The following is a 26,572-nucleotide window of genomic DNA, read 5'->3' as shown; positions in this document are numbered from 1 at the left end:
CCACTCTTTATTTTTTTGTGTTAAAAAACGACATATTGCATAAACTACATCAATAAAAAATTTTATAAGGTTAGCCTATTTTCCAACAATAATATTGTAAAGAGGAAGTAAGCAGTTAAATGTGTCTTCTGTTAATTGATGTAATTCGCTTACTGTTAGTTTGGTTGCTTGTTCTTTTGGAATATGACGCCCAATTAAGAACTCACCCTTTTTGACATCTCGTAGGCGAATAAGCAGTTCTTCAAGCTTGTCTTCTCTTGCCTCTTCGAGAGAAACAGCCTCAGGGGACATATGGTCTCCTGACACGATAAAATCATCGGGAAGCTGCTCAATTAAAGATTTATGAGCTAGTAAACGCTCAGCCATAACATTTTTTTGAGGCGCTTCATAAATAATAGCTAAGACGATGAATAAATGTGTGTGCCATAGACCAATCTGAAAGTGAGGCAATGATTTATAACCTCTTTTATAAGGGGCGAAGGCAACCCAGCTATCTTTTGGAGGGTTAACGGTTCTTCGAGCATGTTTAGCCACATGCGGGAAGAATTCTTCACCTAATTGGCTAGAGAAATATGCTGAAAAATCTTCACCTAGCGAATTAAATTTTGGACGTACATGTAAATTTAAAGCATCCATTCTCTGTTCTAAACCGTCTATTGTAAAAACTTTAAAGTCTTTGTTTGTCCACTTTATTTTTGGCAATTTTATTTTACTCCTTTCGTTTTATAAGGTTTATTTTACGCTGAATTTGGGAAAAAATCTTATAACAAGAACTTTATCAAATGAGCAAAGTTTTTGTAAAAAAATTTAAAAAAGGAAGTGTTTTTTATGAAACCGTTCGTAAAAATTATACGTAAAGTTGACATTGAAAAGCAATATGAGCACATTTTACAATTAGAATTAGATTATGAATTAGCTTCACTCTTTGCAGCAATGAATGAAAAAAATGACATGGAAATTGAAAAAAGTAAAAAACGTCTGGCAGAAATTCAGATGGAACTTGAAAGTTTGCACGCCTATGCGTAATCAAAATCTAATACCCATTTAAAAAATCACTTGCTGAATATTCCGACAGCAGGTGATTTTTATTGTGACAAAGGGTAAAATAGAAATTATATCATAAGGTAGTACTAGGTTTTATATAGCAAAAGTTGTGATGTAGTGGGAAAAGGTAGCATAAACATACGAGAGCGATTTATATAAAAGGCCTTTTCTTATATTCGAAGGGTGGGTTATGAGTGGATTTACAACAAATTGATAAATTTGCAAAAGATATTATTTTTGAAGCTGGGCGACGTATTCGGGAGGCTTTTTCGTATAATCTAGTAATTGAGACAAAATCAGGTGCAAATGACCTCGTTACTAATATTGATCGAGAGACGGAGTTATTCTTTATTGAGCAAATTAAAGCCTTTGATCCAACCCACAAAATTCTAGGGGAAGAAGGAATGGGCGAACAGGTTAAATCACTAGATGGTGTAGTTTGGATTATTGATCCAATTGATGGAACGATGAATTTTGTTAAACAGCATCGTCATTTTATGATTTCTATCGGTATTTTTGTCAATGGCGTAGGAAAGTTAGGTTACATATTTGATGTCATGCGGGAGGATTTATTTAGTGCCATAGAGGGGCAAGGGGCATGGTATAATGATTCACCATTGCGTAAACTACAGTCTGTTACAATGGAGGAGTCTGTCATTGGCATAAATGCACATTGGGTCGCACCTAATCGACATATTCACCATGAAAAGGTGATTGATATGGTTCGAAAAGTCCGCGGTACTCGGTCCTATGGCTCCGCAGCAATGGAAATTGCATTTGTTGTAAGTGGCAAATTAGATGCCTATGTCTCTATGCGTTTAGCGCCATGGGATATTGCAGGAGGGACCATCATTGCTCAGGAAGTTGGAGCAGTTGCTACAAATCTACATGGTGAAGGCTTTGATTTCCTTCATCAGGATACATTTATTATTGCTAATCCCGCTATTCATAAAGAATTATTAGAAAAATATATAGTGCCATATGAATAAAAAGGAGCCGTCTATTTATTAGACAGCTCCTTTTTATGTTCTTTAAAGTAATCCTTGCGCACGTAGTTTACGCTTCATTTTAAAGGCTGTCATGAAAATGACACAAGTAGCCACAATACCAGCTATTACACCAAATACATTACTAGCTGCAACAGAGTAGCCGATAGAACACATTGCTAATACAGCTGCCAATGCATAGATGGCCATTACGATTTTTGCACGATTCATAGCCTAGCCTCCTATATAAAAAATTTGTCGATCAAATATATTTTTTAGAATGATGGAAATTCTAATAAGGACATTTCTATCCTTCTTGTGCTATAATATCACAGTTAAACATTCGAAAAAAGAATATGGAGTGGAATAATGACAAACTTACGTCAAGATCTTCGCAATATCGCAATTATCGCCCACGTTGACCATGGTAAAACTACTTTAGTCGACCAATTATTAAAACAATCAGGTACATTCCGTTCAAACGAACATGTTGAAGAACGTGCAATGGACTCTAATGATATTGAACGCGAACGTGGTATTACAATTTTAGCAAAAAATACTGCAGTAAACTATAACGGAACTCGTATTAACATCCTTGATACGCCTGGACACGCCGACTTCGGTGGTGAGGTAGAACGTATTTTAAAAATGGTAGATGGCGTTTTACTAGTTGTCGATGCGTATGAGGGTTGTATGCCGCAAACACGCTTTGTACTGAAAAAAGCGTTGGAACAAAAGTTAACACCGATTGTAGTTGTAAACAAAGTTGATAAAGATTCAGCTCGTCCTTTAGAAGTAGTAGATGAAGTATTAGAATTATTCATCGAGCTAGGCGCTGATGATGATCAATTAGATTTCCCTGTTGTGTATGCATCAGGTGTAAACGGTACAGCTTCTCTTGATGCTGATCCAGCAAAACAAGAAGAAAATATGCAATGTCTATTTGAAAAGGTAATTGAAGCAATTCCTGCACCAGTAGACAACTCAGCAGATCCATTACAATTCCAAGTGGCATTACTTGACTACAATGATTATGTTGGTCGTATTGGGATTGGACGCGTATTCCGCGGAACAATTGAAGTAGGGCAACAAGTTGCTTTAATGAAGTTAGATGGGACTGTGAAACAATTCCGTGTAACGAAACTATTTGGTTTCTTTGGTTTAAAACGTGAAGAAATCCAATCAGCTAAAGCTGGTGACTTAATTGCTGTTTCAGGTATGGAAGACATCAACGTTGGGGAAACAGTATGTCCGGTGGAACATCAAGAAGCTTTAACACCATTACGTATAGACGAGCCAACATTACAAATGACTTTCTTAGTGAATAATTCACCGTTTGCAGGTCGTGAAGGGAAATGGGTAACTGCTCGTAAAGTAGAAGAGCGTTTACGTTCGCAACTTCAAACGGACGTATCTCTACGTGTAGAAGATACAGATTCACCAGATGCATGGACGGTTTCTGGACGTGGTGAGCTACATTTATCAATTCTTATTGAAAATATGCGCCGTGAAGGCTTTGAACTACAAGTATCAAAACCTCAAGTTATCATTCGTGAAATTGATGGTGTAAAATGTGAACCATTTGAACGTGTACAAATTGATGTACCAGAAGAAAATGTAGGTTCGGTTATTGAATCGATTGGTACGCGTAAAGGTGAAATGTTGGATATGGTGAACAATGGCAATGGCCAAGTACGTTTAACATTCCTTGTTCCTGCACGTGGTTTAATTGGATATACAACAGAATTCATGTCTATGACGAAAGGTTTTGGTATCATTAACCATACATTCGATTGTTACCAACCATATATTCCAGGCCGTATTGGTGGACGTCACCAAGGTGTTCTTGTATCAATGGAAACTGGTAAATCGACAACTTATGGTATGATGCAGGTAGAGGACCGTGGTACACTATTTGTTGAGCCAGGTACTGAAATTTATGAAGGTATGATTGTTGGTGAAAATACACGTGATAATGATATCACTGTAAACATAACAAAAATGAAGCAAAAAACGAATGTTCGTTCTGCGACAAAAGATGCAACAAACGTTATTAAAAAGCCACGTCTATTAACACTAGAAGAAGCATTAGAGTTCTTAAATGATGATGAGTATTTAGAAATCACTCCAGAATCTATTCGCCTTCGTAAACAAATTCTAGATAAAAATGAACGTGAAAGAATAGCGAAAAAACTAAAAAACGCTGAACAATAATTTTTTGCTTCCACGAAAGGAAGAGGAGTCTTGGATCTGAAGTCCGCTTTATTGGGTGAACTAAATGTTATTCAAGTTGCTGCACAGGCAGGTACAGATGAAACAACACGAGTTTATGGGAGAATGGCTGGTATCACTAGATTTTTATATGAAAATTTACCAAGCTATGAAATAGCAGGTTATGTTGTATTTCTTCTTGTATTTGTACTTTCTGCCATTGTCTATAAACTAGGCTTTGCCAAGAAATTAAAGTTATCTCAAAATATTATTATTTATGCGTTCCTATTTTTAGGTTGTATCATGCTTACATTCTTCGCCCTATTCTTACCAATGATTGAAGGTCTGATTGTAGCGGCCTTAATTCTAATTGTCTATAAAACAAGACTTTGGCGTGAAAAAAGAGAAGAGCAACAAGCTACCAATCAATAACAATTACGTACTTTATAATAAGAACTTTTTATCTGTTATAAACAGTCTTAGCGGTTTTAATGCTAAGGCTGTTTTTTTGTACGTTTTCCCTGTAGTCAAGCTGAAGAAAACACCCACACTCTACACAAATTAAAAAATGATAGGCACCGAAATCTTCTTATGTGAATAAGTTAATGTCGATAGGCTTATTTTCAACACATCAAGGAGGAAAGGGAATGCGTTGGCTTACAAAAGGTTTATTATTAGGTGTCATTGCTTTGTTACTCCTTTCTTTGACGGCATGTAATAAAGCAGAGCTAGAAAAAGTCAAAGTAGGAGAAGTAACTCGTTCAATTTTCTATGCGCCTCAATATGTAGCACTTGAGAAAGGTTTCTTCGAGGAGGAGGGTCTTTCTGTTGAGCTACAAACGATTGCAGGTGGCGATAAAACGATGACGGCGTTACTGTCAGATGGAATTGATATAGCTTTAGTTGGGTCGGAGACGTCTATTTATGTCACATTACAAGGTGCAAATGATCCTATTCAAAATTTTGCACAGTTAACACAAACGGATGGTACCTTTTTAGTGGCAAGAGATAAGATAGATAATTTTTCGTGGGATCAATTGAAGGGCTCAACGTTTTTGGGGCAACGTAAAGGTGGAATGCCACAAATGGCAGGTGAATTCGTGCTGAAAAAACATGGCATCGACCCTGTAAATGATTTAACGCTCATTCAAAATATTGATTTTGCCAACATTGCTACTGCTTTTGCATCAGGTACTGGTGACTATGTTCAATTATTTGAACCTACTGCGAGTGTCTTTGAGAAAGAAGGAAAAGGTTATATTGTAGCTTCGTTTGGAACGGAGTCTGGTAATCTTCCTTACACGTCCTTTATGGCCAAAAGTAGTTATTTAAAGGATGAATCTTCAACTGTTCAAGCTTTTACAGATGCATTGAAACGAGCACAGGATTTTGTGCAAAATGAGAGTGCTGCTGACGTAGCAAAGATTATTCAACCGTATTTTGAAAATGTGGATATAGAGATAATTGAAACTGTAATTGAGCGATATAAAGCACAAGGCTCTTATGCTACTGACCCAATCCTTGATGAAGGAGAGTGGGATAACTTGCAAACAATTATGGAGGAAGCAGGTGAACTTCCTCAACGAGTGGAGTATGGAAAACTTGTGAACACTACTTTTGCCAAAAAGGCTGCTGAGTAATATGGAATTTTTACAGCTGGAGAATATTCACCATAGTTATTTTTCAAGTACACAGGCAAAGGAAGTATTACGTGATATCAGTTTAGCCATTCATGAAGGAGAGTTTGTTTCGTTTATTGGGCCGAGTGGCTGCGGTAAAACCACATTATTATCAATTATTGCAGGATTATTCCCTGCCACTGAAGGCAATGTTTATATAGATGGTGAAAAGCTATCAGCAAGTAATCAATCAAGCATTGGCTATATGCTTCAGCAGGATTATTTATTTCCTTGGAAGACCATTGAAGAAAATGTCACAATTGGCTTGAAAATAATGGAGAAAAGTCATAAAACACATAAAGTAACGGCCAATGCGTTATTACAGGAAGTAGGATTACCGCATGTGGGGAATAATTATCCTCGAGAATTATCAGGGGGTATGAGGCAACGTGTCGCCCTTGCCCGTACCTTAGCTGTAAACCCGAAAATTTTATTATTAGATGAACCATTTTCTGCATTAGATTATCAGTCGAAATTAAAGCTTGAGGATTTAGTGGTGGAAACATTAAAAACTTATAAGAAGACTGCTATTCTTGTGACACATGATATTGGCGAGGCAATCGCAATGAGTGAGCGTGTAGTTCTATTTTCTGCAAATCCGGGGACAGTTCACAAGGTGTTTGAAATTCCTAAAGCCCTTAATGAACTATCACCTTTTGATGTAAGACAGCATCCAGCCTATGCAGATATTTTCCAAACTATTTGGAAGGAGCTGGAGAGCCTTGGATAATACATTATTTAAGCAATATCAGCAATTGTTAAAAAAAGAAAAACGCTATGTTCGAGTGTATCAGCTTATTATTTTACTGCTATTCTTTGGAGGATGGGAGCTGCTTTCAAGATTAGAATGGATTGATCGGTTAATTTTTAGCTCGCCAACTCATGTATGGCATACATTTATTGAAAAAGTCAGCGATGGTTCTTTAACATTGCATGTGAGTGTTACATTAATGGAGACCGTAATTGGCTTTTTAGCGGGGACTTTATTAGGAACATTGATAGCTGTTGTCTTGTGGTGGTCTCCGTTACTATCAAAAGTACTCGATCCCTATTTAGTAATTTTAAACGCGATGCCAAAAGTTGCACTTGGTCCGATTTTGATTGTTGCACTCGGTCCAGGTTATTTTTCCATCATAGCTATGGGTGCATTAATATCCATCATTATTACAACGATTGTTGTATATACGGCATTTAAAGGTGTCGATCCAAATTATAGTAAGGTTTTACAAACCTTTGGAGCGACAAGATGGCAAATCTTTCGTGAGGTCATTTTGCCTGCCTCATTTCCTACGATCATTTCGACCTTGAAAGTGAATGTTGGTTTATCATGGGTAGGGGTTATTGTAGGGGAATTTTTAGTAGCTTCAAAAGGACTTGGTTATTTAATTATCTATGGCTTCCAAGTATTTAATTTTAACCTTGTCCTTATGTCACTTCTGATCATTGCCTTTTTTGCTACCATTATGTATCAAGTTGTAGAATTAGTTGAAAAGACGATTATTAAAAATAATGCATAGTAGAAAAAAGAGGTGTCTCAAAATAGAGGCACCTCTTTTTAATCTGTTCTTTAGTTAAAATTCTTTATCCATCTGGGGTGAAGTACGATAAAAACGGAAATTGCCTGTTTCCATTCGTGCTACAGTATTTTCCGAAATGCGATCATGACAGATATTGCACATATAAGTATGAATTGGTCGATTACGCAATTTTTTTGCTAAAGGTAAATTATCATCTAAATTATGAATCGTATCGCAAATAACGCATTTAACGCGCATTGCATTCCCTCCTATTCAGCGCGAATGGCTGATACGTTTTTAATAGGATTGTCAATATTTGAACCGTCTCTTAGTAATACATGGATTGGACCGTCTTCTAAAAGAGGCTTACCGTCTTGGCTATATTTTAAAATAAGTGTATAAGCCTCTTCTATTGTGAAAGGATATTCTTGCCCATCTTTGCAAGTTAAGACGATTGTTGTCGCTTCTGGTTTAATTTCAGCATTCTTCAAGAAATGACTTAATTCGATACCAAATGTACCTGTCTCCATTCCTTTACGGTCAAATTTCCTTTCTGATTTTAATGTAGGTGGGAATGTTGCTCCTTCCATAATTTCACGTGACCAGTGTGCTCCTACTTCACGCATATATTTGACGTCAGCATCTTCCTCAACATTTTGAGTAGTGAAGTAAGTGTTTAAATCTAATTTACGATCATCGAAAATCCACACAGTAGGATCTAATGTTAGTTGGTATGTGACTGCACCTGTGATAGGAATTATTGTTTCCATAATAGAAATCCTCCTCAAATCTTGTATATCCATGACATAGTATAACGCTAATGCCTAGAGATAATAAAGAAATATAATTCGAAATCTCTATTTTCCAATGAAGACACTTGCATTTTTATCGACTAAAAGATAAACTTTATTAAGATAGAATCGAAGAAATATCAGATAATGGGGGCGTCCTCATGGATACGAAATCACAAACTTCTTTTCAAGAGAAGGCTTTGGAGCTATTAGTTGCTGATGCAGATAAGATTGCTCGCCTTATTCGAGTACAAATGGATCATTTAACAATGCCACAATGCCCTTTATATGAGGAAGTATTAGATACACAAATGTTCGGTCTATCACGTGAAATTGACTTTGCTGTGAAGCTTGGATTGATTGAACGTGAAAAAGGCAAAGAAATTCTCGATTCACTCGAGAAGGAACTTTCTGTACTACACGACGCGTATACAGACAAATAAAAAGAAAAACTCAAACGCTTCTTTGCGCTTTGAGTTTTTTTACTAGAACGAGGTTTTCCAATGAGACAATACTTAAAACGCTATGCACAAAATTTTGATTACCCCTTATTTTTTACGGTCCTATTATTAAGTTTATTTGGGTTAATAATGATTTACAGTTCAAGTATGATGGTTGCTATTGCACAGAAAGAACAGGCACCTGATTATTTTTATCAAAAACAAGTGACTAATTTAATGGTGGCTTTCCTCGGCTTTATAGTGACCGCCTTTTTCCCATATAAACATTATGCGAATAAGAATATTATGTTGTTACTAACGGTCGTATTGGCGGTGTTATTCACATGGTTAAAATTATTTGGTCATGGGGCAGATGAAGTAGGCTCTCAAAGTTGGATTGCTATCCCAGGATTAGGGAATTTCCAGCCTTCGGAGTATGCGAAACTATTTATAATTTTATATTTTGCAGCTGCTTTTTATCGAAAAGCGCAAAAATATACGTTTGAAAAGCTACAACCTACTGAAATTTTTTATCCAATTTTTCTATGGATTTTAGTAGTTGCTGGGGTAGCCTTTGAAACAGACTTAGGAGCAGTCATTATTCTATGTGGTATTGCTGTTTCAGTGGTAGCTTCAAGTGGTATTCCATTTAAAACATTTTGGAAATTTTTCGGTGTATTAGGTGCATTTGGTACAGCTATTCTTGGTATTCTATGGGTATTTAAGGGAGAGCTACTAACAGGAAATCGAAAAGGACGGATATTATCTTACTTAAATCCGTTTGAGTATGAGGATGGTAGTGGTCATCAAGTGGTGAATAGTTATTATGCCATTGGCGGAGGCGGCTTAGAGGGACGTGGTCTAGGTCAATCCATTCAAAAACTAGGTTACTTACCTGAACCACAAACAGATTTTATTATGGCAATTATTATGGAGGAATTAGGAATATGGGGAGTTTTAATTGTCCTAGGTGGTTTAGGATTTATTGTATATAAAGGTTTTTCTATTGCATTGCGAACAAAAGATCCATTGGCACGCATGATTGCGGCTGGTATTGCGAGCTGGATAGGCTGGCAGTCGTTTATTAATCTTGGGGGTGTAACCGGGTTAATCCCGTTAACCGGTGTAACGTTACCTTTTATAAGCTATGGCGGTACATCTATAATCATTCTATCTTTAGCGATGGGAATATTGATCAATGTTTCTATGTTTGAAAAGGTAGAGAGGAAAAAAACACAATCATAAAGGGGGATACCTATGGAATCAATCAACAAAATTCTCGTAGCCAATCGAGGAGAAATTGCAATTCGTATTTTCCGTGCTTGTACGGAGCTGAATATCCAAACTGTTGCCATCTATTCAAGAGAAGATAGTGGTGCTTTTCATCGCTTTAAGGCAGATGAAGCTTATTTAGTGGGAGCTGGCAAGAAACCAATCGATGCTTATTTAGATATTGAAGGTATTATTGCCATCGCAAAAGATGCAGATGTTGATGCGATTCATCCAGGGTATGGTTTTTTATCAGAAAACGTGGAATTTGCACGTCGCTGTGAGGAAGAGGGCATTGTCTTTATCGGACCAACTTCTCAGCATTTAGATATGTTCGGAGATAAGGTCAAAGCACGTTCTCAAGCCATTGCGGCTGAGATTCCTGTTATTCCTGGTACAGATGGCCCAGTAGCCGATCTAGCAGAGGTCGAGACGTTTGCTAGCAATTATGGCTATCCAGTTATGATTAAGGCAGCACTTGGCGGTGGTGGTCGAGGGATGCGTCTAGTCCATACGCCAGAGGATCTTGCTTCCTCCTATGAAAGAGCAAAATCTGAGGCAAAGGCTGCTTTTGGTTCCGATGAAGTATATGTAGAAAAAGCAATCATAAAACCCAAACACATTGAAGTACAAATTATTGGCGATAAACATGGCAATATTGTGCATTTATATGAGCGTGATTGCTCAATTCAGCGTCGTCATCAAAAAGTGGTAGAAATTGCGCCATCTCATTCGATTTCACAAGAGTTAAGAAATCGTATTTGCGATGCTGCTGTGAAATTAATGAAGAATGTCTCGTACATAAATGCAGGGACAGTGGAATTTTTAGTCGCAGGAGACGATTTTTATTTCATCGAGGTAAACCCTCGCATTCAAGTAGAACATACAATTACAGAAATGATTACAGGTGTTGATATCGTCCATGCCCAAATTAAGGTAGCGGCAGGCTATGGACTTCACAGTGAAGAAATTCATATGCCAAAGCAAGAAGATATGCCAATGATTGGCTATGCCATTCAAGCCCGTGTGACAACAGAAGACCCTGCAAATGACTTTATGCCAGATACAGGAAAGTTAATGGTTTACCGTTCAAGTGGTGGTTTTGGCGTGCGATTAGATGCTGGGAATGGGTTCCAGGGTGCTGTCGTAACACCATACTACGACTCTTTGTTGGTGAAAATTTCCACTTCGGGTATGAACTTTAAAGAAGCTGCTGCGAAAATGGATCGTAATTTAAAAGAATTCCGTATTCGTGGCGTTAAAACAAATATTCCGTTTTTAAATAATGTGGTGACACATGAGAAGTTTTTATCAGGTGCCTTTGATACTAGCTTTATTGATACAACACCAGAGCTTTTCGAGTTTCCTGTGCGTAAAGACCGTGGAACAAAGCTGTTAAGCTATATTGGGAATGTGACCTTAAATGGCTTCCCTGGTGTAGAGAAGAAGTCAAAACCTATCTTTGTCCAGCCAAACCAACCTAAAATTGATCCTTTAATTGTACCACCAGCAGGTACAAAGCAGATTTTAGATACACAGGGAGCAGATGGCTTAGTGCAGTGGATTTTAGCACAGGAAGACGTACTACTAACAGATACTACATTCCGCGATGCTCACCAATCCCTGCTTGCAACACGTGTTCGTTCACAGGATATGTATCAAATTGCAGATGCAACAGCTCGCATGATGCATCAGTTATTCTCGCTGGAAATGTGGGGCGGTGCAACATTCGATGTAGCTTATCGCTTCTTAAAAGAAGATCCATGGGAGCGACTAGCGAAACTGCGTGAGCAAGTGCCGAATGTGCTATTCCAGATGTTACTGCGTGGAGCTAATGCTGTTGGTTATACAAACTATCCTGACAATCTAATCCGAGAATTTATCGCTGAATCAGCTTCATCAGGAATTGATGTATTCCGTATTTTCGATAGCTTGAATTGGATTAAAGGCATGGAAGTAGCAATAGATGCTGTGCGTCAATCAGGAAAAATTGCTGAAGCGGCAATCTGTTATACAGGGGATATCCTCGATGACAGCCGTGTGAAATATTCGGTGCAATACTATAAGGATATGGCGAAAGAGCTTGAAGCAGCTGGCGCCCATATTTTAGCAATTAAAGATATGGCTGGTTTATTGAAACCAGAAGCGGCGTACCGTTTAATTTCTGAGTTAAAAGAGACGACAAGTCTGCCAATCCACTTGCATACACATGATACTAGTGGCAATGGAATTTACTTATACGCTAAAGCGATAGAAGCAGGTGTTGATATTATTGATACAGCGCTTGGATCTATGGCAGGCCTAACATCTCAACCGAGTGCAAACTCCTTGTACTATGCAATGAAGGGCGGCAAGCGTGAGGTACGAGCAGATATCGATGCATTAGAAAAATTATCGTACTACTGGGAAGATGTTCGTAAATACTATAAAGATTTTGAAAGTGGCATGATCAGCCCACATTCTGAGATTTATGTGCATGAGATGCCTGGTGGTCAGTATAGTAACTTACAGCAGCAAGCAAAAGCTGTAGGGCTTGGTGATCGATGGGAAGAAGTGAAACGCATGTATTCCCGTGTAAATCTACTATTTGGAGATATTGTTAAAGTTACACCATCTTCAAAAGTGGTAGGTGATATGGCTTTATTTATGGTGCAAAATGATCTAGACGAAAATACGGTCTTAACAAGAGGAAAAACGATTGACTTCCCAGATTCTGTGATTGAATTCTTCCAAGGTTATCTTGGGCAGCCACATGACGGGTTCCCAGAGGCATTACAACAAGTAGTGTTAAAAGATCGTGAAGCAATTACAGTTCGTCCAGGAGAATTATTAGAGCCTATTCAGTTTGATCAATTAGAGGCTGTACTAGAGGAAAAGTTAAATCGTCCAGTTACGAAAAAAGATGTACTAGCTTATGCACTTTACCCAAAAGTCTTTGAGGAATATGCGAAAACAGCAGAATCCTTTGGCAATATTTCAGTTCTTGACACACCGACATTCTTATATGGCTTAAAGCTTGGAGAAATTATTGAGGTCGAAATTGAAAAAGGTAAAACATTGATTATTAAACTCGTTTCAATCGGGGAACCACAACACAATGGAACACGTGTCCTTTACTTTGAGCTTAATGGACAATCGCGTGAATTGGTGATTCAGGATATGACAGTTGAAGTTGATGGTAATCTAGCATTAAAAGCCGATCCAAGCAATCCAAACCAAATCGGTGCTACAATGCCAGGTACTGTGCTGAAAGTTGTTGTTTCTAAAAGTAGTCCTGTAAAACGTGGTGATCACCTGTTAATTACAGAAGCTATGAAAATGGAAACAACTGTACAAGCACCTAAAGATGGTATTGTTAAAGAGGTATACGCAAGTGCAGGAGATGCCATTTCAACAGGGGATCTATTAATTGAAATTGAATAAATAGTCGTGAAAAAAGGTTATATAGATGCTTTTATTAGCATCTATATAACCTTTGTTATTGTGTGTAAGCGATAAATTATTATTATACCGACTCGTAACGTTAATTTGTCTATATTTTGACATTTCTTTTCCAACATTTTTTTAGGATTATGCACTAGTGTCCATGATTATCTTCATTGTTGGAATTATAGAAGCTATGAAGAAACCAAAATTGTCATAGAAAAAAGATTCGACACATCGTTGGTGGCGAATCTTTTTTAATGGGCTATTTCTTTTTCTCATTATAATTACTTCGAGCAACTAGCATGATCATATAGCATAATAAACCGAATAAAAGGGAAATAAATAATGAATGCAGTAAAGCTACCGTTAAATTCAGTTTAGTAAGGACTACTAACATACCTGCAATAACTTGTAAAACTACTATAGTAAAGGCAATTATCCATCCATAGTATATAACACGTTGATGTTTATATTCCTTTACAGCGTGCCAAGTTATGTATGCAATCCAAATGAAAATAATAAGAACAGCTAATCGATGTCCCATTTGCACCCATTCATACATATTATTCGGGGGTGCTAATGGTGTTTCATTATAGCAAAATGGCCAATCAGGACAAATTAAGCTCGAATCTGTATGACGAACTAGCGCCCCAGTATAAACGACTAAATAAGAATAAATTGTGACAGCAATTGTATGCCAACGTAACTTTTTACCGATAAATACGTTATCGGCATCAAATTTCCGATCGACTTCAAATACAATCATAGAGAGAAGAAGAACCGCAGCAAAGGAAATCAGAGATATCCCAAAATGAAGTGCTAAGATGAAATCACCTTGCCCCCATAATACTTGAGCTGCTCCAATAAGAGCTTGCGCGATTAAGAAAAACATTGCTAAGAAACCTAATAGTTTTACTTCGCGAATATGTCCGAGCTTACGCCATGTCCAAACGGTTAATACAAGAATTGAAATAGATACAACTCCTGTTACGAGACGATGTGAGAATTCAATAAGGACTTCTGGTGTAATCTCCTTTGGAATAAGAGATCCATTACAATCAGGCCAGTTTCGACCACAGCCTAGGCCACTATCTGTTTTGGTAACGAGAGCCCCACCTAGTAATATAAGGAGCATCCCTACTGTAGCGGCAACAGCAAACCACTTCAAATACCTGTTGTGTTGCATAAAATGAGTCACCTACTTTATCTATCAACATTACAAGAACGTAATGTTTCTGCTACTAGATAATATCGAAAATACGTATAAAAAACAACTTGTAAAGAGAAGGGACTACTAGATGTCGATTCCATTTCACAAATTGTTCATAATTTCGTGCTTTAACCTTCACAATTCATTTTAGAAAATGTTTTACTATAGATATGTTGTTTTTAATTATATTTCTAGACAAAACTAATTTTTACAACTTCATCTAAATTTCACTTAATGTCTAGAAATCAATCGCAAATTTCGCTATAGTTATTGTTAGCGGAATATGCTTACAAAAATGAAAGGAGAGGTATTATGTCAAACGGTCGTACACTGGCGGCTACTAGAAATCCTGGTCCAGAAACAACATCTGTTGTAAAAGATTTCTTAGCACTAATAAAAATTGGAATCGTTAACTCGAATCTTGTCACAACGTTTACAGGGATGTGGCTGGCTTTTCAGTTTACTAGTAGACATTTCTTGCAAGAGCTTGATGTCATATTTTACACCATGCTGGGTGCGGCATTAATCATTGGTGGCTCAGGTGCAATGAATAACTTCATTGATCAGGATATAGATCCAATCATGAAAAGAACAAAGGCAAGACCGACAGTGACAGGCAGATTTAAGCCAAACCTTGTGTTGACCATTGCCCTCTCATTTTTAATTGTAGGTGAAATTTTGTTATTTGCGGCATCGTTTGCAGCCGGCATGTGGGGACTAGTAGGAATATTTGCTTATGTCGTTCTGTATTCAATGTGGTCAAAGAGGAAGCATGTTAGTAACACGGTTGTAGGTAGTATTTCGGGGGCTATTCCTCCTGTTATTGGATTCGCAGCGATTGAGCCTGCCTTAGGTCCAGGAGCACTAGCCTTATTCCTTATCATGTTTGCATGGCAACCACCACATTTCTATGCGCTTGCAATGAAACGGACTGAGGAATATCGTGCAGCTAAAATACCAATGCTACCTGTTATAAAGGGATTTAAACGTACAAAGTACTCAATGTTATTCTGGATTCTTTTATTATTACCGTTACCTTTCCTTTTAACAGAGCTTGGAATTGGCTTTTTAACTCTTGCTACTGCATTGAACTTGGGTTGGTTAATACTAGCTCTGAAGGGCTTTACAACAAAAGATGATATGAAATGGGCAAATAAAATGTTTATTTATTCGTTGAATCATATGACCATACTATTTGTATCCATCATAATATTTGCGGTGTTTAGCTAAAGTTAGGGATTCTTTCTTTTTATAAGAATTCATATAGACAGAACTGATGTCCTAGGTACACATGAAAATACAACAAAGAAAGAGGGGTTTAATTAAGCTATGATGAAAGGGCTTAAAAAATGGCGTCTTTTTTCACTTCTAGCAGTGATGATGGTTTTCCTTTCAGGTTGTGGTGAAGATTATCTTTCTACACTAAAACCATCTGGAGAAGTAGGTAAACAACAATTGAATTTATTACTGTTAACTACTGTAATTATGACGCTAGTAGTAGTAATAGTATCCGTTATTTATTTACTTGCATTCCTAAAATACCGTCGCTCACGCGTTGGTGAAAATGTTATCCCTAAGCAAGTAGAGGGTAGTCATACTTTAGAAGTGATTTGGACAGTTATTCCGATTATTTTATTATTAATTATCGCTGTACCAGTTGTTACAACTACTTATAAATTTGCAGATGTAGCTGCAATGGATGAAGTAGATGAAGAAGGGAACAAAACAGCCCTAACGATCAATGTAACGGCAAAATTATACTGGTGGGAATTCGAATATCCTAACCAAGGTATCGTAACGGCTCAAGAGCTAGTGGTACCAACAGGTGAAAAAGTTTACTTTAATTTAAAAGCTGCCGATGTTAAGCACTCATTCTGGATTCCTGCTGTAGGCGGTAAAATGGATACAAACGTAGAAAACTTAAACAAATTCTACTTAGTATTCGATAAAGAATCAAAAGATCTTAAAGATGGCGTATTTTATGGAAAATGTGCTGAATTATGTGGACCTTCACATGCATTAATGGACTTTAAAGTAAAAACGTTAAGCCCAGATGCATTTGACGCATGGGTTGATGCAATGAAAGCGACAGAAGGACAAACAGCTGACAAAGCTTCAACTGATCTTGGTGAAGCAACTTTTGCTAATAGCTGCTTAGGCTGTCATGCTATCTCTGGTTCTGGAGCAGGTGGTACACCAGGTCCAAACTTAACTACGTTTGGTGACCGTAACCGTGTTGCTGGTTTCTTAGAGCATAATGAAGAAAGCTTAAAAGCTTGGATTAAAAACCCTGAGGAATTTAAACCAGGTAACTTAATGATGAATGCTGAAGGCACTGCGCCTATCTACGGTGATTTATCTGATGAAGAAATTGAAGCTCTTGCAACTTACATCATGGGCTTATCAGTAGAAAAATAATTTTCGTTCAATGTAACAAATTTTGAGGGAGGTAAAAGTTGTGAGCTCATACACACAGAAAAAGGGCTTTGGAGCAGCTGTCTGGGATTACATCACTACTGTTGACCATAAAAAGTTAGCAGTGATGTATTTATTAGCCGGTACATTGTTCTTCGCTATCGCTGGTTTTGAAGCATTATTAATGCGTATTCAATTAATGAAACCAAATAATGATTTCATATCAGCTGGTTTTTTCAATGAATTATTAACGATGCACGGAACAACAATGTTATTCCTAGCTGCTACGCCACTACTATTCGCATTTATGAACATGCTTGTACCATTACAAATTGGTGCGCGTGACGTTGCATTCCCGTTCCTTAACTCATTAGGGTTCTGGTTATTCTTCCTAGGTGCAGTATTCCTTCACCTGTCATTCTTTATGGGTGGCGCTCCTGATGCGGGCTGGACTTCTTATGCATCATTATCTTTATACTCTCCAGGACATGGTATTGATTTCTATGTTCTTGGTTTACAAATTTCAGGGGCAGGTACTTTAATTTCAGGTCTTAACTTTATCGTTACGATTATTACAATGCGTGCTCCAGGTATGACATTTATGCGTATGCCATTATTCACTTGGACTGCTCTTGTATCAAGTGCATTAATTTTATTCGCATTCCCTCCATTAACAATTGGTTTATTAATGATGTTATTTGACCGTATGTTCGGTGGTAACTTCTTTGACCATACAATGGGTGGTAACACAGTAATTTGGGAACACTTATTCTGGATCTTCGGACACCCAGAGGTTTATATCTTAGTATTACCAGCATTCGGTTTATTCTCTGAGATTATTCCAGCGTTCTCTCGTAAACGTCTATTCGGATACTCTTCAATGGTATTCGCTACAATTTTAATTGGTTTCTTAGGGTTCATGGTTTGGGCTCACCATATGTTTACAGTTGGTCTTGGGCCAACAGCAAACGCAATCTTCGCTGTTGCAACAATGGCAATTGCGGTTCCAACAGGTATGAAAGTATTCAACTGGATCCTAACTATTTGGGGTGGATCTATTAAAGTTACGACACCAATGCTTTATGCACTTGGTTTCATCCCGTCATTCGTTGCGGGTGGTGTTACAGGGGTAATGCAAGCATCTGCACCTCTTGACTACCAATTACATGATTCTTACTTTATCGTTGCTCACTTCCACTACGTAATCGTTGGTGGTATCGTTACAGCATTATTCGGTTCAGCGCACTTCTACTGGCCAATTTTCTTCAACCGTATGTTAAACGAAACGCTTGGTAAGATTACTTTCTGGGTATTCTTTATCGGATTCCATTTAACATTCTTCCTTCAACATTTCTTAGGTTTGATGGGTATGCCACGTCGTGTATTCACTTACATGGATGGTCAAGGTTGGGATCAATTCAACTATATCTCTACAATCGGTGCATTAATGATGGGTGTAGGGGTTATCTTAATGGTAATCAACTGCTTAATGTCTATTAAGGGCAAACCAGCAGGTCGCGACCCATGGGGTGATGGACGTACTTTAGAATGGTCAATTCCACAACCAATTCCATTCTACAATTTCCGTCAAACACCACTTGTTCGTGGTTTAGATCCATGGTGGATTGAAAAACAAGAAGGTAATAAAGAAGTTACATTTGCTGAGCCACTAGGTGATATCCATATGCCAAATAACTCAGCGATTCCATTCGTTATTTCATTAGGTATGTTTATTGCAGCATTCGGTGCACTTTACAATCCAGATGCAGATAAACCATGGTCAATCTATGTATTAATCATTGGTTTAGCGATTACATTTGGTGCGATGATTGCTCGTTCTGTTAAAGACGATCATGGCTTCCATTTACACAAAGAAGAAATTCTTGAAATTGAAGAACATCTTTACGGCAAAGGAGGAAATAAATAATGGATTTCAATACTAAATTTACTCCTCATACTTGGCCAGATCATCCTGAACAAGCTACGATGGAAGGTAAAAATAAAGTCGTTGGTTTCTGGATTTTCCTTGCCTGTGAAGTTGTACTTTTCGCAAGTTTATTCGCTACTTATTTAGCGCTTAAGAACAAAGGGCCAGCTGGCATGGAGTTCACAACTCAAGGTTTATTTGAATTACCATTAGCATTTGCTATGACGATGTTATTATTAACATCATCACTAACATCTGTTTATGCAATTTACCATATGCGTAACTTTAACTTTAAAGGTATGCAAACTTGGTTAGCGATTACATTAGCTTTAGGTCTTGGATTCTTAGCACTTGAAATCTATGAGTTCAACCACTATGTGCACCTTGGTTTTACATTTAATCAATCTGCATTCGCAACAGCGTTTTACTCTTTAGTTGGGACACACGGTTTCCACGTAACTTTAGGTCTTGTATGGATTGGTACTTTAATGATCCGTAATGCTAAACGTGGATTAAACCTGTACAATGCACCTAAATTCTTCGTTGCTGCTTTATATTGGCACTTTATCGACGTAGTTTGGGTATTTATCTTTACAGTAGTATACTTGATGGGAGTGATCGGATAATGTCTTCACACGATACACCTATAGTTGCTAAGTCACAGGCACAGTATGAGTATGATCGTCATCATAATGCCGTTCATATGCGTAAACAAGTAATCAACTTTGCGATTATGATTTTCTTCACTTTTATCGCCTTCGCAGTAGTTGCAGCTGATTTTTCTAAATACTTAATTATGCCATTCGTATTATTATTGGCTGGCGTTCAAGTTGTACTTCAACTTTATTCTTTCATGCACTTAGAAGATAAAAAAACTCACTTTGGTGGCGTTATTGGTTTCTTCATGTGGATGGGAATTTTAATCGCATTTACATTCTTCTTAGCATTTTTAACAATCATTTGGTGGTAATCACCAAAAAAAGCACGTTCGTTATTTTGTACGAACGTGCTTTTCCTATGTTTTGAGGTTATGTAGGTATCGAAAGAGGCAAACACTGTTAAACTTAACATTTGTTCACCTTTCGTTCATTGCAGTATAGCTGTAAGCGTTTTATAATAGGAGTACTGAAGTTTAAAGGAGTGCGTTCTATATGCCACTTAGTATATTTGGTTTCCAAGCATTGTGGAGCCCGTATTTAATAGGGGTTCTTGTTTTTATAACAATCATCTATTTTTTAGTCACAACAAAGTGGCGTAAAGATTTTAAAGTAAGTGAACCTTTGAAAAAAGGCGAAGCTATTTACTTTGTTTTAGCTATGATTACCATCTATATTATCAAAGGATCTCCTATCGATTTAATGGCTCATATTATGTTTACCATGCACATGGTGCAAATGGCTATTCTGTTATTGCTAGTCCCTATTTTCTTAATTAAAGGGATTCCTTGGTGGGTTTGGAAGGTGGCTATTGAAGCACCAGTAGTTAGAACATTGTTTAAAGTGCTAACATTACCAGTTGTTGCTGTCTTTGTATTTATCGGTCTATTTTCTTTCTACCATTTACCGTCCATATTGGATTACATTAAATTAAACGAAACATTACATGGAACCTATACATTTGTATTATTTCTATCTGCGGTGTTTATGTACTGGCCTTTAATTCAAAATATGCCAAATAGTAATCAAATGAAGCCTTTGCATAAATTGGCGTATATTATTGCTAATGCCGTTTTAATTACACCTGCTTGTGGATTAATCATCTTTGCCCCAAATGCAATGTATGAGACATACACAAACGGTGATGCATGGTTAAAGGCAATGGAGCTTTGTGTACCAGCCTCTACATTGTCAGGATTATCTTTATCTGGACCAGAGCTATTTACAGACATGAAACCAGTTGCAGATCAGCAATTAGGTGGCGTATTAATGAAAATCCTACAAGAGCTTATTTTTGGTGTACTAATTGGTACAATCTTCACAAGATGGTATCGATCCGAGCAAAAAGATCCAGATAAAATCACTGCTGACGCTTTAGCTGCCCACCAAAAGAAGTGGGAAAGTCAACAGCAACATTAATTGAAGAATAGAAATTTACTTTGTGTAAGGGGTTTTGACAATGGAATTGCAAATTTTGCCTACTATTAGTACATCGTTTATCGTTATTAGTGCTGTACTAGTAGCGATAGGGTGGGGCTTAATTATAAAAAGAAATGTAGAGGGACATAAGAAAGTGATGCTTGCTGCAGGTGTTGCGGCACTTATTTTCTTTATCATCTATGCGTCCCGTACAATCTTTATTGGAAATACAGCTTTTGGCGGTGGAGAAGATTTAAAACCATATTATACGTTCTTCTTGATTTTCCATATTATTTTAGCGACATCTGGAGCTGTGTTTGGTATCGTTAGTATTATTTCAGGTTTGAAAATGAACATAAAATTACACAGACGAATTGGGCCAATTACAAGTATTATTTGGTTCTTTGTTGCCATAACAGGTGTATTAGTTTATTTATTATTGTATATTTTATTTGAGCCTGGTGAAACAACATCAGTAATTAAAGCCATTTTAGGATTTTAAAAAAATCTCCCTCCTTATTTCTGTGCAGGAGGGAGATTTTTTATCGTTGGTTGGAATAGTGAAAGCACTACGACAACCAGTAATGGACCAATTAATATTCCAATAAATCCAAAGATTTTAAAACCAATAAACATGGCAATAAAGGTATTCAAGGAAGAAAGTCCAATTTTATCGCCAATAATTTTTGGCTCAATCATTCGTCGGACTAGAAATTGTCCAATGGTTAGTAAAATTAAGACAGCTGCATATAAATAATCGCCAGCAAAGACCTGATAGACTGCCCATGGGACTAATAAAATAAATGAATCAAGAAAAGGGATAAAGTCTAAAACAACAAGTAAAAGTGCTAACAGTATAGGAAATGGTGTTTTTAAAAAATAAAATGCAGCGAATGATATAGCAAAGATCCCTATCCCTACAAGTAATTGAGCTTTCAGAAATCCAAATAAGGCTAGCTTAACACGTTGGCCAATAAAGATAATTTTTTGATGGTAGTGAAAAGGAACGGGCGATAATAATTTACGATTAATTGTTGGTAATTCTAAAAGCAACATATACAACACAATCCAATAGACAAATATATCAAAAAGACGTGTGGGAATATATGTCAGTAAAGTTGACCAAACATTGACGTTCGTTAAGGATAAAGAAAATTTTTCGATGGATGCTAATGCTTTTGCAATCATAAATTGAATTTGTGAAACTAGCTCTACAGGTAAATGATAGGTGTAATTGCTGAGCTTAGATTGCATTTGAATCCATAGTGCGGACAATTGATTGAGATAATCAGGTATATCAATAATAAAGGATGAAAATTGTTTCCAGCTTATATAGAGGATAAGTGTACATAATAATAAAGATATACTTAGAAAAAACAAAAAAAAGAAGAAGACAACGATTTTTCGTTTTTTTCTAAACCGTTTACTCATTCGAACGATGATTGGTTCTAACAATAACGCGGTTAAGTAGGCAAGTAAAATTGGTAATGATATGGAGATGGACCAAAGGATCAGTATACCCATTGCGATAACAATAATGGGATGACGAAAAAAAGGACGATTAAAAAATGATAACATTTTTCTCACCTACATCTTGTAATAGATATAGGTAGTATGAGAAAAAAAATATTTTTTACTCAAAATAAAAAAGACTGGACCACCAGTCTTTTTACAACCATGAAGCTATTTACGCTTTCTTGCAGTCACTTCAATGTACGAAAGATTAGCGTGCGTTCACAGGTTCAAAGTTATTTTTATTTGTAGGCTCGATTGAGAATTGATCTAACTCTAATTTAACCTTTTTTAAGATTTCTTCACATTTTTTTACAAGGTGTGCTGGATAAACCTCGTCATCGCCATATTCAACACCATGTGGATAATAGTATTTACCAAGGACTGGTTTCATTAATGTAAGGATGGCATCGTGTGCACCTACGTCACCAGAAATAGCATATGCGAATACGCGTAGGTAATAACGACCTTCACGAGTATCGAATCGTTTATCGAATGTCATACGCTCGTAATCCCAGCCGCCATCACATTCTAAACCATGCTTTTTCATAATGCTGACAAGTAGCTCTTGATCAGCTGTTAAATTTTCAAGGTTAGTATTTTCAAAATACATGTATAGTCCTCCTTTAGGTTCTCGTACAAAGTATACGCTCATTTTTATAATAGAGCATATTCGACATTGTTGCAATGACAACATTGTGTCAACCCAATTACAATTGATATAATAACTTACAATAATGGTGATGAAAAGGAGTCCTCTATGAAAGCTTTATTCCGCATTTTAATGGTTTGTGGTGCAGTTGCATTAATTGGCTTTATGTTTTTTAATACCCCTAAGGAAAATGAGCCACTAGAAGGCCCAAATACCAATTCGAATATCATACCTCAAACACAGCTAAAGCAGGAATCTGCAATAGGAGCAATGACACGTCCACAAACGGGTATATCCACATTGATAGGAAAAGGCACACAAGCTGTTTTAGAACGATATGGGGAGCCTGCAAGAAAGGAGCCGTCTTCATTTGGTTATCAATGGTGGGTCTATAATGAAGATGTTTCAACTTTTTTTATGATTGGTATTGATAATAATATTGTGACACAAATTTACATAGCAGGACAAGAAATTGATGCATTTCCTTTTAAAGTGGGCCAAAAACGTGATGAAATATACAGAATGACAATCATTGATTATGAGGTAGCCGCCACTGTAGGCGAAAATATTTTCATTTTCTCCATGAGTGAAGAAGATATGCAAACAAGGCTACTTATCAAATTTGATGGTCTTTACGCACAGCTTTACATAGATCGGGAAACAAGTGAGTTGCAGGGGATACGATATACAGATAGTGAAACACTTGTCCTTCATCAGCCATATGAAATGAGCTATCAAGGGGAGCTTGTTAGACGTACTCCTCCTTCCTCTTTCTTACAGCAAGAAATTGATGTGGCTAGCGCTAAACAATTAGATGATTTGCTAAATGTAACAAGAGTCCATCATGATTTACTTCCTTTAGAAATGGATGAATCATTGGAGGAAGCAGCAAGAATGCATAGTGAGGACATGAAGGTGCAAAATTTTTTAGCGCATGAATCTCCAACCTATGGGGATCTAAAAAAACGATTACAGACGCAAAAAATCGAGTATAGTGAAGCGAACGAAAACCTGGCAACTGCTTATTTTGATGCGATTGAAGCCATGCATGGCTGGACAAATTCTCCTGAACATAGAAAAGTTCTTTTGAATGATCGATATACCCGCGTTGGTTCTGGCGCCTTTGTAGATTATTATACACAAATATATCTTGAACCTACTACACAAGAAGTGGGTAGAGAAGAGCAAGATAATGAAGAGACGAAAAATGAAAAACAAGATAGCGAAGAATCTACAGATAAATCAAATCAAACCTTACCATAACAGAAGAATATTCAGATGAAGACAAGCTTTCAACAAACGGGCTTGTCTTCATTTTTTATGTGGAGTTTTTCCTTCTTTTAGGCTTCTACATTTTTCGTCACACCGTTACAAACGCCGTCATATGATAGAGAACTGAAAGGGGGAATTAGGTTTGCAATTAGCAGAGTTATTAAAAGACTGGCCATGTAGCGTGACGGGAGGATCTATACGGACAGAAATTACTGGTGTAGAGGACTATGCACAGGCGGTACAACCTGGTGATATATTTATTGTGCGAAAAGGTAAAAAAACATCGGGAAGTCGGTTTGTCAAAGAGGCATTGGCACGTGGAGCTGCTGCCATCGTTTCAGAAGAAAGTATCTCTTTGCCAATTATAGATAAAGAAATTCCTTTTGTATGGGTTCCAAATACAGCATTATTTTTATCGTATGCAAGTGCGAAGCTTGCTGCTTTTCCAGCAGAAGCTTTAACTGTTATCGCCATTACAGGTACAAATGGAAAGACGACAGTGAGCCATTTTGTTAGTCAGCTTCTAAATGCACTACATAAACATGCAGCAGTTATTGGAACGGTTGGCTTTTTCATCAATGGTGAGAAACAACAAACGGCTTATGAGCAATTAACAACATTGCAAGCTAAAGAATTACACCCCATTCTTAAGCAATGTGTGCGAAAAGGTGTGACCCATGTTGTATTAGAAGCTTCTTCAATGGGGTTGCAGCAGCATAGGCTCGATCATTGTGACATTGACTGTGGTGTATTTTTAAATTTATCAGAAGATCATTTAGAAGATCATGGAGGTTTAGAAGCTTATAAACGTGCCAAGAAACGTTTAGCGGATTTATCAAAAAAGCTAGTATTAAATGGAGATGATAATTTTTGCCGTTCTGTTGGTATTTATGATAAGAAAAAATCTTGCTCATTTGGTTTTGATAATCACAATGATTTACATATTCAAATCGTCAGTGAATCAGTTGGAAAAACCGTACTTTGTTTACAGACTTCCGCGAGTGAGCATATTGTAGAAATTCCTTTTGTCGGTAAATACCATGTGCAAAATGCTGTTGCATCCTTAATGGCTGTATGGCGCTTAGGTGTCCCTATGGAAGATATAGTTGGACATATGTGGTCGTTAAGGCTACCAGAGGGCAGGCTAGAGAAGATTGAAAATCCATTAGGAATTGATGTTTATGTAGATTATGCCCATACAGCAGAAGCATTGCAAGCGGTATTGCAAACCTTTGATCGCTCTAAAACAATTTACCTTGTCTTCAGTTGTGGAGGAAATCGAGACAAGGCGAAACGCTTTGCAATGGGGGCAGTAGCAAGTAAATATGCTGATGTTATTTATTTAACAACAGATAATCCTCGTGATGAAGATCCTATTGTGATTAATGAAAGTATTATTGCTGGATTTACAGAGCAACAATATTATGAAATTTATTTAGATCGCAAACTTGCGATCCATCAAGCATTAGCAAAGGCAGAAAAGGGAGACATTGTCCTTGTTGCCGGAAAAGGGCATGAACAAACACAGCAAATTAAAAATCAAAAGTTCCCTTTTTCCGATCAACAATGTATTAAAGACTATTTTGCGAGTTTAATTACGGACGACGCTGAATAACGAAGAAAGATCCTGTAGCAATGGCAAGCCTGCGACCAGTCTCATCTTCAACATCACATTCCATGACAAGCGTTTGGCGTCCCTTATGAACAAAACGACCACGTGCAATCAATTCTTTATTTGTAGTGGTAGCAATATACGATATATTCATGTTCGTAGTAACTACATTATAGCCCTCAGGCACAGAGCGCGAAGCAAGCCCTCCCATAGCGGCATCGGCAATCGTTGCAACAATACCTCCGTGTGGCACCTTTATCGTATTATGAATGACCGGTGTAATAGGGATACGGACCTCACTGACCTCAGGCTCAAATTTACCTACCATATGTAAAGTAGCATTAATATAACGACGGTGAATGCCTTGCTGTTTCTCCCGTAGGCCATTTAAAAGATGTAATAAAACTTCTTCATCTTCCTCGGTACTGTCTTGTAAAATCTCGGCCACTAACTGTTCAACCTGCTCCTTAGATGTTGTCATCATTTGGAAAACCTCTTTCATTAAAATTATCATTAATGTAAAATTACCATAAA

At 37.2% G+C, this 26,572-nt stretch carries 27 protein-coding genes; 19 read left to right on the top strand and 8 right to left on the bottom strand.

All coding sequences use genetic code 11. From position 1 onward, the window contains the following. Nucleotides 1–75: 75 nt before the first annotated feature. Nucleotides 76–702 carry a YktB family protein gene (locus NY607_RS14525; protein WP_259419894.1) on the bottom strand — a complete coding sequence of 209 codons (627 nt, stop codon included), beginning with the start codon at nucleotides 700–702 and terminating at the stop codon, nucleotides 76–78. Between the two features lie 126 nt (nucleotides 703–828). On the opposite strand from NY607_RS14525, the gene NY607_RS14520 reads away from it, so the two are divergent. Both NY607_RS14520 and NY607_RS14515 read left to right on the top strand, forming a co-directional pair. Beyond that, nucleotides 829–1,026, top strand: coding sequence for a hypothetical protein (locus NY607_RS14520; protein ID WP_004224768.1), 198 nt, complete (start codon nucleotides 829–831; stop codon nucleotides 1,024–1,026). 212 nt (nucleotides 1,027–1,238) lie between these two features. Next, on the top strand, nucleotides 1,239–2,033 hold the full coding sequence (locus NY607_RS14515) for an inositol monophosphatase family protein (protein WP_004224769.1): 795 nt from the start codon (nucleotides 1,239–1,241) through the stop codon (nucleotides 2,031–2,033). Between the two features lie 42 nt (nucleotides 2,034–2,075). Here the strand turns inward: NY607_RS14515 and NY607_RS14510 are convergent, their stop codons facing one another. Next, nucleotides 2,076–2,261: a DUF5325 family protein gene (locus tag NY607_RS14510; RefSeq protein ID WP_004224770.1), complete on the bottom strand. Its 186-nt coding sequence runs from the start codon at nucleotides 2,259–2,261 to the stop codon at nucleotides 2,076–2,078. A 138-nt stretch (nucleotides 2,262–2,399) separates the two neighbouring features. Here NY607_RS14510 and typA point away from each other — a divergent pair, with 138 nt between their 5' ends. The 5 genes from typA to NY607_RS14485 all read left to right on the top strand — a co-directional run bounded on the left by typA (nucleotide 2,400) and on the right by NY607_RS14485 (nucleotide 7,437). Next, a complete protein-coding gene (gene typA / locus NY607_RS14505) occupies nucleotides 2,400–4,244 on the top strand; it encodes a translational GTPase TypA (RefSeq protein WP_054549845.1) in 1,845 nt (614 codons plus the stop codon). Between the two features lie 30 nt (nucleotides 4,245–4,274). Continuing rightward, nucleotides 4,275–4,673: a YlaH-like family protein gene (locus NY607_RS14500; protein ID WP_131521652.1), complete on the top strand. Its 399-nt coding sequence runs from the start codon at nucleotides 4,275–4,277 to the stop codon at nucleotides 4,671–4,673. A 215-nt stretch (nucleotides 4,674–4,888) separates the two neighbouring features. Continuing rightward, a complete protein-coding gene (locus tag NY607_RS14495) occupies nucleotides 4,889–5,881 on the top strand; it encodes an ABC transporter substrate-binding protein (RefSeq protein ID WP_131521651.1) in 993 nt (330 codons plus the stop codon). A gap of 1 nt (nucleotide 5,882) precedes the next feature. After that, complete coding sequence (locus NY607_RS14490) at nucleotides 5,883–6,650, top strand: ABC transporter ATP-binding protein (protein ID WP_004224774.1); 768 nt, start codon at nucleotides 5,883–5,885, stop codon at nucleotides 6,648–6,650. Then, a complete protein-coding gene (locus NY607_RS14485; RefSeq protein WP_004224775.1) occupies nucleotides 6,643–7,437 on the top strand; it encodes an ABC transporter permease in 795 nt (264 codons plus the stop codon). Before NY607_RS14490 ends, NY607_RS14485 begins: the two co-directional genes overlap by 8 nt. A 54-nt stretch (nucleotides 7,438–7,491) precedes the next feature. On the opposite strand, the gene NY607_RS14480 is transcribed toward NY607_RS14485, so the two are convergent. Together NY607_RS14480 and NY607_RS14475 are read right to left on the bottom strand one after the other, a co-directional pair. Then, complete coding sequence (locus NY607_RS14480) at nucleotides 7,492–7,695, bottom strand: YlaI family protein (protein WP_004224776.1); 204 nt, start codon at nucleotides 7,693–7,695, stop codon at nucleotides 7,492–7,494. Nucleotides 7,696–7,706: 11 nt separating this feature from the next. Beyond that, nucleotides 7,707–8,207: a molybdopterin-binding protein gene (locus tag NY607_RS14475; protein ID WP_131521650.1), complete on the bottom strand. Its 501-nt coding sequence runs from the start codon at nucleotides 8,205–8,207 to the stop codon at nucleotides 7,707–7,709. Nucleotides 8,208–8,389: 182 nt separating this feature from the next. Between NY607_RS14475 and NY607_RS14470 the strand changes: the two genes are divergently transcribed. Genes NY607_RS14470 through pyc form a run of 3 tightly spaced genes read left to right on the top strand, consistent with a single transcriptional unit; the run spans nucleotide 8,390 to nucleotide 13,360 of the window. After that, the gene (locus NY607_RS14470; protein ID WP_004224778.1) at nucleotides 8,390–8,671 is read left to right on the top strand and encodes an Fpa/YlaN family protein; all 282 of its coding nucleotides are present in this window, start codon (nucleotides 8,390–8,392) and stop codon (nucleotides 8,669–8,671) included. Between the two features lie 60 nt (nucleotides 8,672–8,731). Continuing rightward, nucleotides 8,732–9,913 carry an FtsW/RodA/SpoVE family cell cycle protein gene (locus tag NY607_RS14465; RefSeq protein ID WP_131521649.1) on the top strand — a complete coding sequence of 394 codons (1,182 nt, stop codon included), beginning with the start codon at nucleotides 8,732–8,734 and terminating at the stop codon, nucleotides 9,911–9,913. Between the two features lie 12 nt (nucleotides 9,914–9,925). After that, nucleotides 9,926–13,360, top strand: a complete 3,435-nt coding sequence (pyc, locus tag NY607_RS14460; RefSeq protein WP_259419893.1) for a pyruvate carboxylase — start codon at nucleotides 9,926–9,928, stop codon at nucleotides 13,358–13,360. A gap of 265 nt (nucleotides 13,361–13,625) precedes the next feature. Here the strand turns inward: pyc and NY607_RS14455 are convergent, their stop codons facing one another. Continuing rightward, nucleotides 13,626–14,549, bottom strand: coding sequence for a COX15/CtaA family protein (locus tag NY607_RS14455; protein WP_048394700.1), 924 nt, complete (start codon nucleotides 14,547–14,549; stop codon nucleotides 13,626–13,628). A 336-nt stretch (nucleotides 14,550–14,885) separates the two neighbouring features. Here NY607_RS14455 and cyoE point away from each other — a divergent pair, with 336 nt between their 5' ends. The 7 genes from cyoE (at nucleotide 14,886) to NY607_RS14420 (ending at nucleotide 21,492) form a co-directional block, all read left to right on the top strand. Beyond that, nucleotides 14,886–15,803 (top strand): heme o synthase, encoded by a 918-nt coding sequence (gene cyoE / locus NY607_RS14450; RefSeq protein ID WP_131521647.1) that lies wholly within the window; start codon nucleotides 14,886–14,888, stop codon nucleotides 15,801–15,803. Nucleotides 15,804–15,902: 99 nt separating this feature from the next. Further along, complete coding sequence (gene coxB, locus NY607_RS14445; protein ID WP_131521646.1) at nucleotides 15,903–16,991, top strand: cytochrome c oxidase subunit II; 1,089 nt, start codon at nucleotides 15,903–15,905, stop codon at nucleotides 16,989–16,991. Nucleotides 16,992–17,031: 40 nt separating this feature from the next. Further along, a complete protein-coding gene (ctaD, locus tag NY607_RS14440; protein WP_131521645.1) occupies nucleotides 17,032–18,915 on the top strand; it encodes a cytochrome c oxidase subunit I in 1,884 nt (627 codons plus the stop codon). Further along, complete coding sequence (locus tag NY607_RS14435) at nucleotides 18,915–19,541, top strand: cytochrome c oxidase subunit 3 (protein WP_004224788.1); 627 nt, start codon at nucleotides 18,915–18,917, stop codon at nucleotides 19,539–19,541. The genes ctaD and NY607_RS14435 overlap by 1 nt, the downstream gene beginning before the upstream one ends. Continuing rightward, nucleotides 19,541–19,885, top strand: a complete 345-nt coding sequence (locus tag NY607_RS14430; RefSeq protein WP_004224789.1) for a cytochrome C oxidase subunit IV family protein — start codon at nucleotides 19,541–19,543, stop codon at nucleotides 19,883–19,885. The genes NY607_RS14435 and NY607_RS14430 overlap by 1 nt, the downstream gene beginning before the upstream one ends. A gap of 181 nt (nucleotides 19,886–20,066) precedes the next feature. Next, nucleotides 20,067–20,990 carry a cytochrome c oxidase assembly factor CtaG gene (ctaG, locus tag NY607_RS14425; protein WP_131521644.1) on the top strand — a complete coding sequence of 308 codons (924 nt, stop codon included), beginning with the start codon at nucleotides 20,067–20,069 and terminating at the stop codon, nucleotides 20,988–20,990. Nucleotides 20,991–21,030: 40 nt separating this feature from the next. After that, nucleotides 21,031–21,492 (top strand): DUF420 domain-containing protein, encoded by a 462-nt coding sequence (locus NY607_RS14420; RefSeq protein ID WP_016992774.1) that lies wholly within the window; start codon nucleotides 21,031–21,033, stop codon nucleotides 21,490–21,492. Nucleotides 21,493–21,506: 14 nt separating this feature from the next. On the opposite strand, the gene ytvI is transcribed toward NY607_RS14420, so the two are convergent. Both ytvI and NY607_RS14410 read right to left on the bottom strand, forming a co-directional pair. Beyond that, nucleotides 21,507–22,568: a sporulation integral membrane protein YtvI gene (ytvI, locus tag NY607_RS14415; RefSeq protein ID WP_131521643.1), complete on the bottom strand. Its 1,062-nt coding sequence runs from the start codon at nucleotides 22,566–22,568 to the stop codon at nucleotides 21,507–21,509. A gap of 145 nt (nucleotides 22,569–22,713) precedes the next feature. After that, the gene (locus NY607_RS14410; RefSeq protein WP_004224795.1) at nucleotides 22,714–23,115 is read right to left on the bottom strand and encodes a YugN family protein; all 402 of its coding nucleotides are present in this window, start codon (nucleotides 23,113–23,115) and stop codon (nucleotides 22,714–22,716) included. Between the two features lie 147 nt (nucleotides 23,116–23,262). Here NY607_RS14410 and NY607_RS14405 point away from each other — a divergent pair, with 147 nt between their 5' ends. Continuing rightward, nucleotides 23,263–24,417, top strand: coding sequence for a CAP domain-containing protein (locus NY607_RS14405; RefSeq protein ID WP_259419892.1), 1,155 nt, complete (start codon nucleotides 23,263–23,265; stop codon nucleotides 24,415–24,417). Nucleotides 24,418–24,568: 151 nt separating this feature from the next. Next, nucleotides 24,569–26,041: a UDP-N-acetylmuramoyl-L-alanyl-D-glutamate--2,6-diaminopimelate ligase gene (locus tag NY607_RS14400; protein WP_048394690.1), complete on the top strand. Its 1,473-nt coding sequence runs from the start codon at nucleotides 24,569–24,571 to the stop codon at nucleotides 26,039–26,041. On the opposite strand, the gene NY607_RS14395 is transcribed toward NY607_RS14400, so the two are convergent. Next, a complete protein-coding gene (locus tag NY607_RS14395; RefSeq protein ID WP_066037197.1) occupies nucleotides 26,022–26,522 on the bottom strand; it encodes a PaaI family thioesterase in 501 nt (166 codons plus the stop codon). The genes NY607_RS14400 and NY607_RS14395 overlap by 20 nt on opposite strands. Nucleotides 26,523–26,572: the final 50 nt, after the last annotated feature.

Source organism: Lysinibacillus sp. A4, from assembly GCF_024919535.1.
GTDB classification, from domain to species: Bacteria; Bacillota; Bacilli; order Bacillales_A; family Planococcaceae; genus Lysinibacillus; species Lysinibacillus capsici.
The sequence above is the reverse complement of the archived record's forward strand: the minus strand, read 5'-3'. Positions and strand labels throughout refer to the sequence as shown.

Coding starts and splice junctions, on each gene's coding strand:
- NY607_RS14520 (WP_004224768.1), top strand. CDS start 829: ATGAAACCGTTCGTAAAAATTATACGTAAAGTTGACATTGAAAAGCAA.
- NY607_RS14510 (WP_004224770.1), bottom strand. CDS start 2,261: ATGAATCGTGCAAAAATCGTAATGGCCATCTATGCATTGGCAGCTGTA.
- typA (WP_054549845.1), top strand. CDS start 2,400: ATGACAAACTTACGTCAAGATCTTCGCAATATCGCAATTATCGCCCAC.
- NY607_RS14495 (WP_131521651.1), top strand. CDS start 4,889: ATGCGTTGGCTTACAAAAGGTTTATTATTAGGTGTCATTGCTTTGTTA.
- NY607_RS14490 (WP_004224774.1), top strand. CDS start 5,883: ATGGAATTTTTACAGCTGGAGAATATTCACCATAGTTATTTTTCAAGT.
- NY607_RS14480 (WP_004224776.1), bottom strand. CDS start 7,695: ATGCGCGTTAAATGCGTTATTTGCGATACGATTCATAATTTAGATGAT.
- NY607_RS14475 (WP_131521650.1), bottom strand. CDS start 8,207: ATGGAAACAATAATTCCTATCACAGGTGCAGTCACATACCAACTAACA.
- NY607_RS14470 (WP_004224778.1), top strand. CDS start 8,390: ATGGATACGAAATCACAAACTTCTTTTCAAGAGAAGGCTTTGGAGCTA.
- NY607_RS14465 (WP_131521649.1), top strand. CDS start 8,732: ATGAGACAATACTTAAAACGCTATGCACAAAATTTTGATTACCCCTTA.
- pyc (WP_259419893.1), top strand. CDS start 9,926: ATGGAATCAATCAACAAAATTCTCGTAGCCAATCGAGGAGAAATTGCA.
- NY607_RS14455 (WP_048394700.1), bottom strand. CDS start 14,549: ATGCAACACAACAGGTATTTGAAGTGGTTTGCTGTTGCCGCTACAGTA.
- cyoE (WP_131521647.1), top strand. CDS start 14,886: ATGTCAAACGGTCGTACACTGGCGGCTACTAGAAATCCTGGTCCAGAA.
- coxB (WP_131521646.1), top strand. CDS start 15,903: ATGATGAAAGGGCTTAAAAAATGGCGTCTTTTTTCACTTCTAGCAGTG.
- NY607_RS14435 (WP_004224788.1), top strand. CDS start 18,915: ATGGATTTCAATACTAAATTTACTCCTCATACTTGGCCAGATCATCCT.
- NY607_RS14430 (WP_004224789.1), top strand. CDS start 19,541: ATGTCTTCACACGATACACCTATAGTTGCTAAGTCACAGGCACAGTAT.
- ctaG (WP_131521644.1), top strand. CDS start 20,067: ATGCCACTTAGTATATTTGGTTTCCAAGCATTGTGGAGCCCGTATTTA.
- NY607_RS14420 (WP_016992774.1), top strand. CDS start 21,031: ATGGAATTGCAAATTTTGCCTACTATTAGTACATCGTTTATCGTTATT.
- ytvI (WP_131521643.1), bottom strand. CDS start 22,568: ATGTTATCATTTTTTAATCGTCCTTTTTTTCGTCATCCCATTATTGTT.
- NY607_RS14410 (WP_004224795.1), bottom strand. CDS start 23,115: ATGTATTTTGAAAATACTAACCTTGAAAATTTAACAGCTGATCAAGAG.
- NY607_RS14405 (WP_259419892.1), top strand. CDS start 23,263: ATGAAAGCTTTATTCCGCATTTTAATGGTTTGTGGTGCAGTTGCATTA.
- NY607_RS14395 (WP_066037197.1), bottom strand. CDS start 26,522: ATGATGACAACATCTAAGGAGCAGGTTGAACAGTTAGTGGCCGAGATT.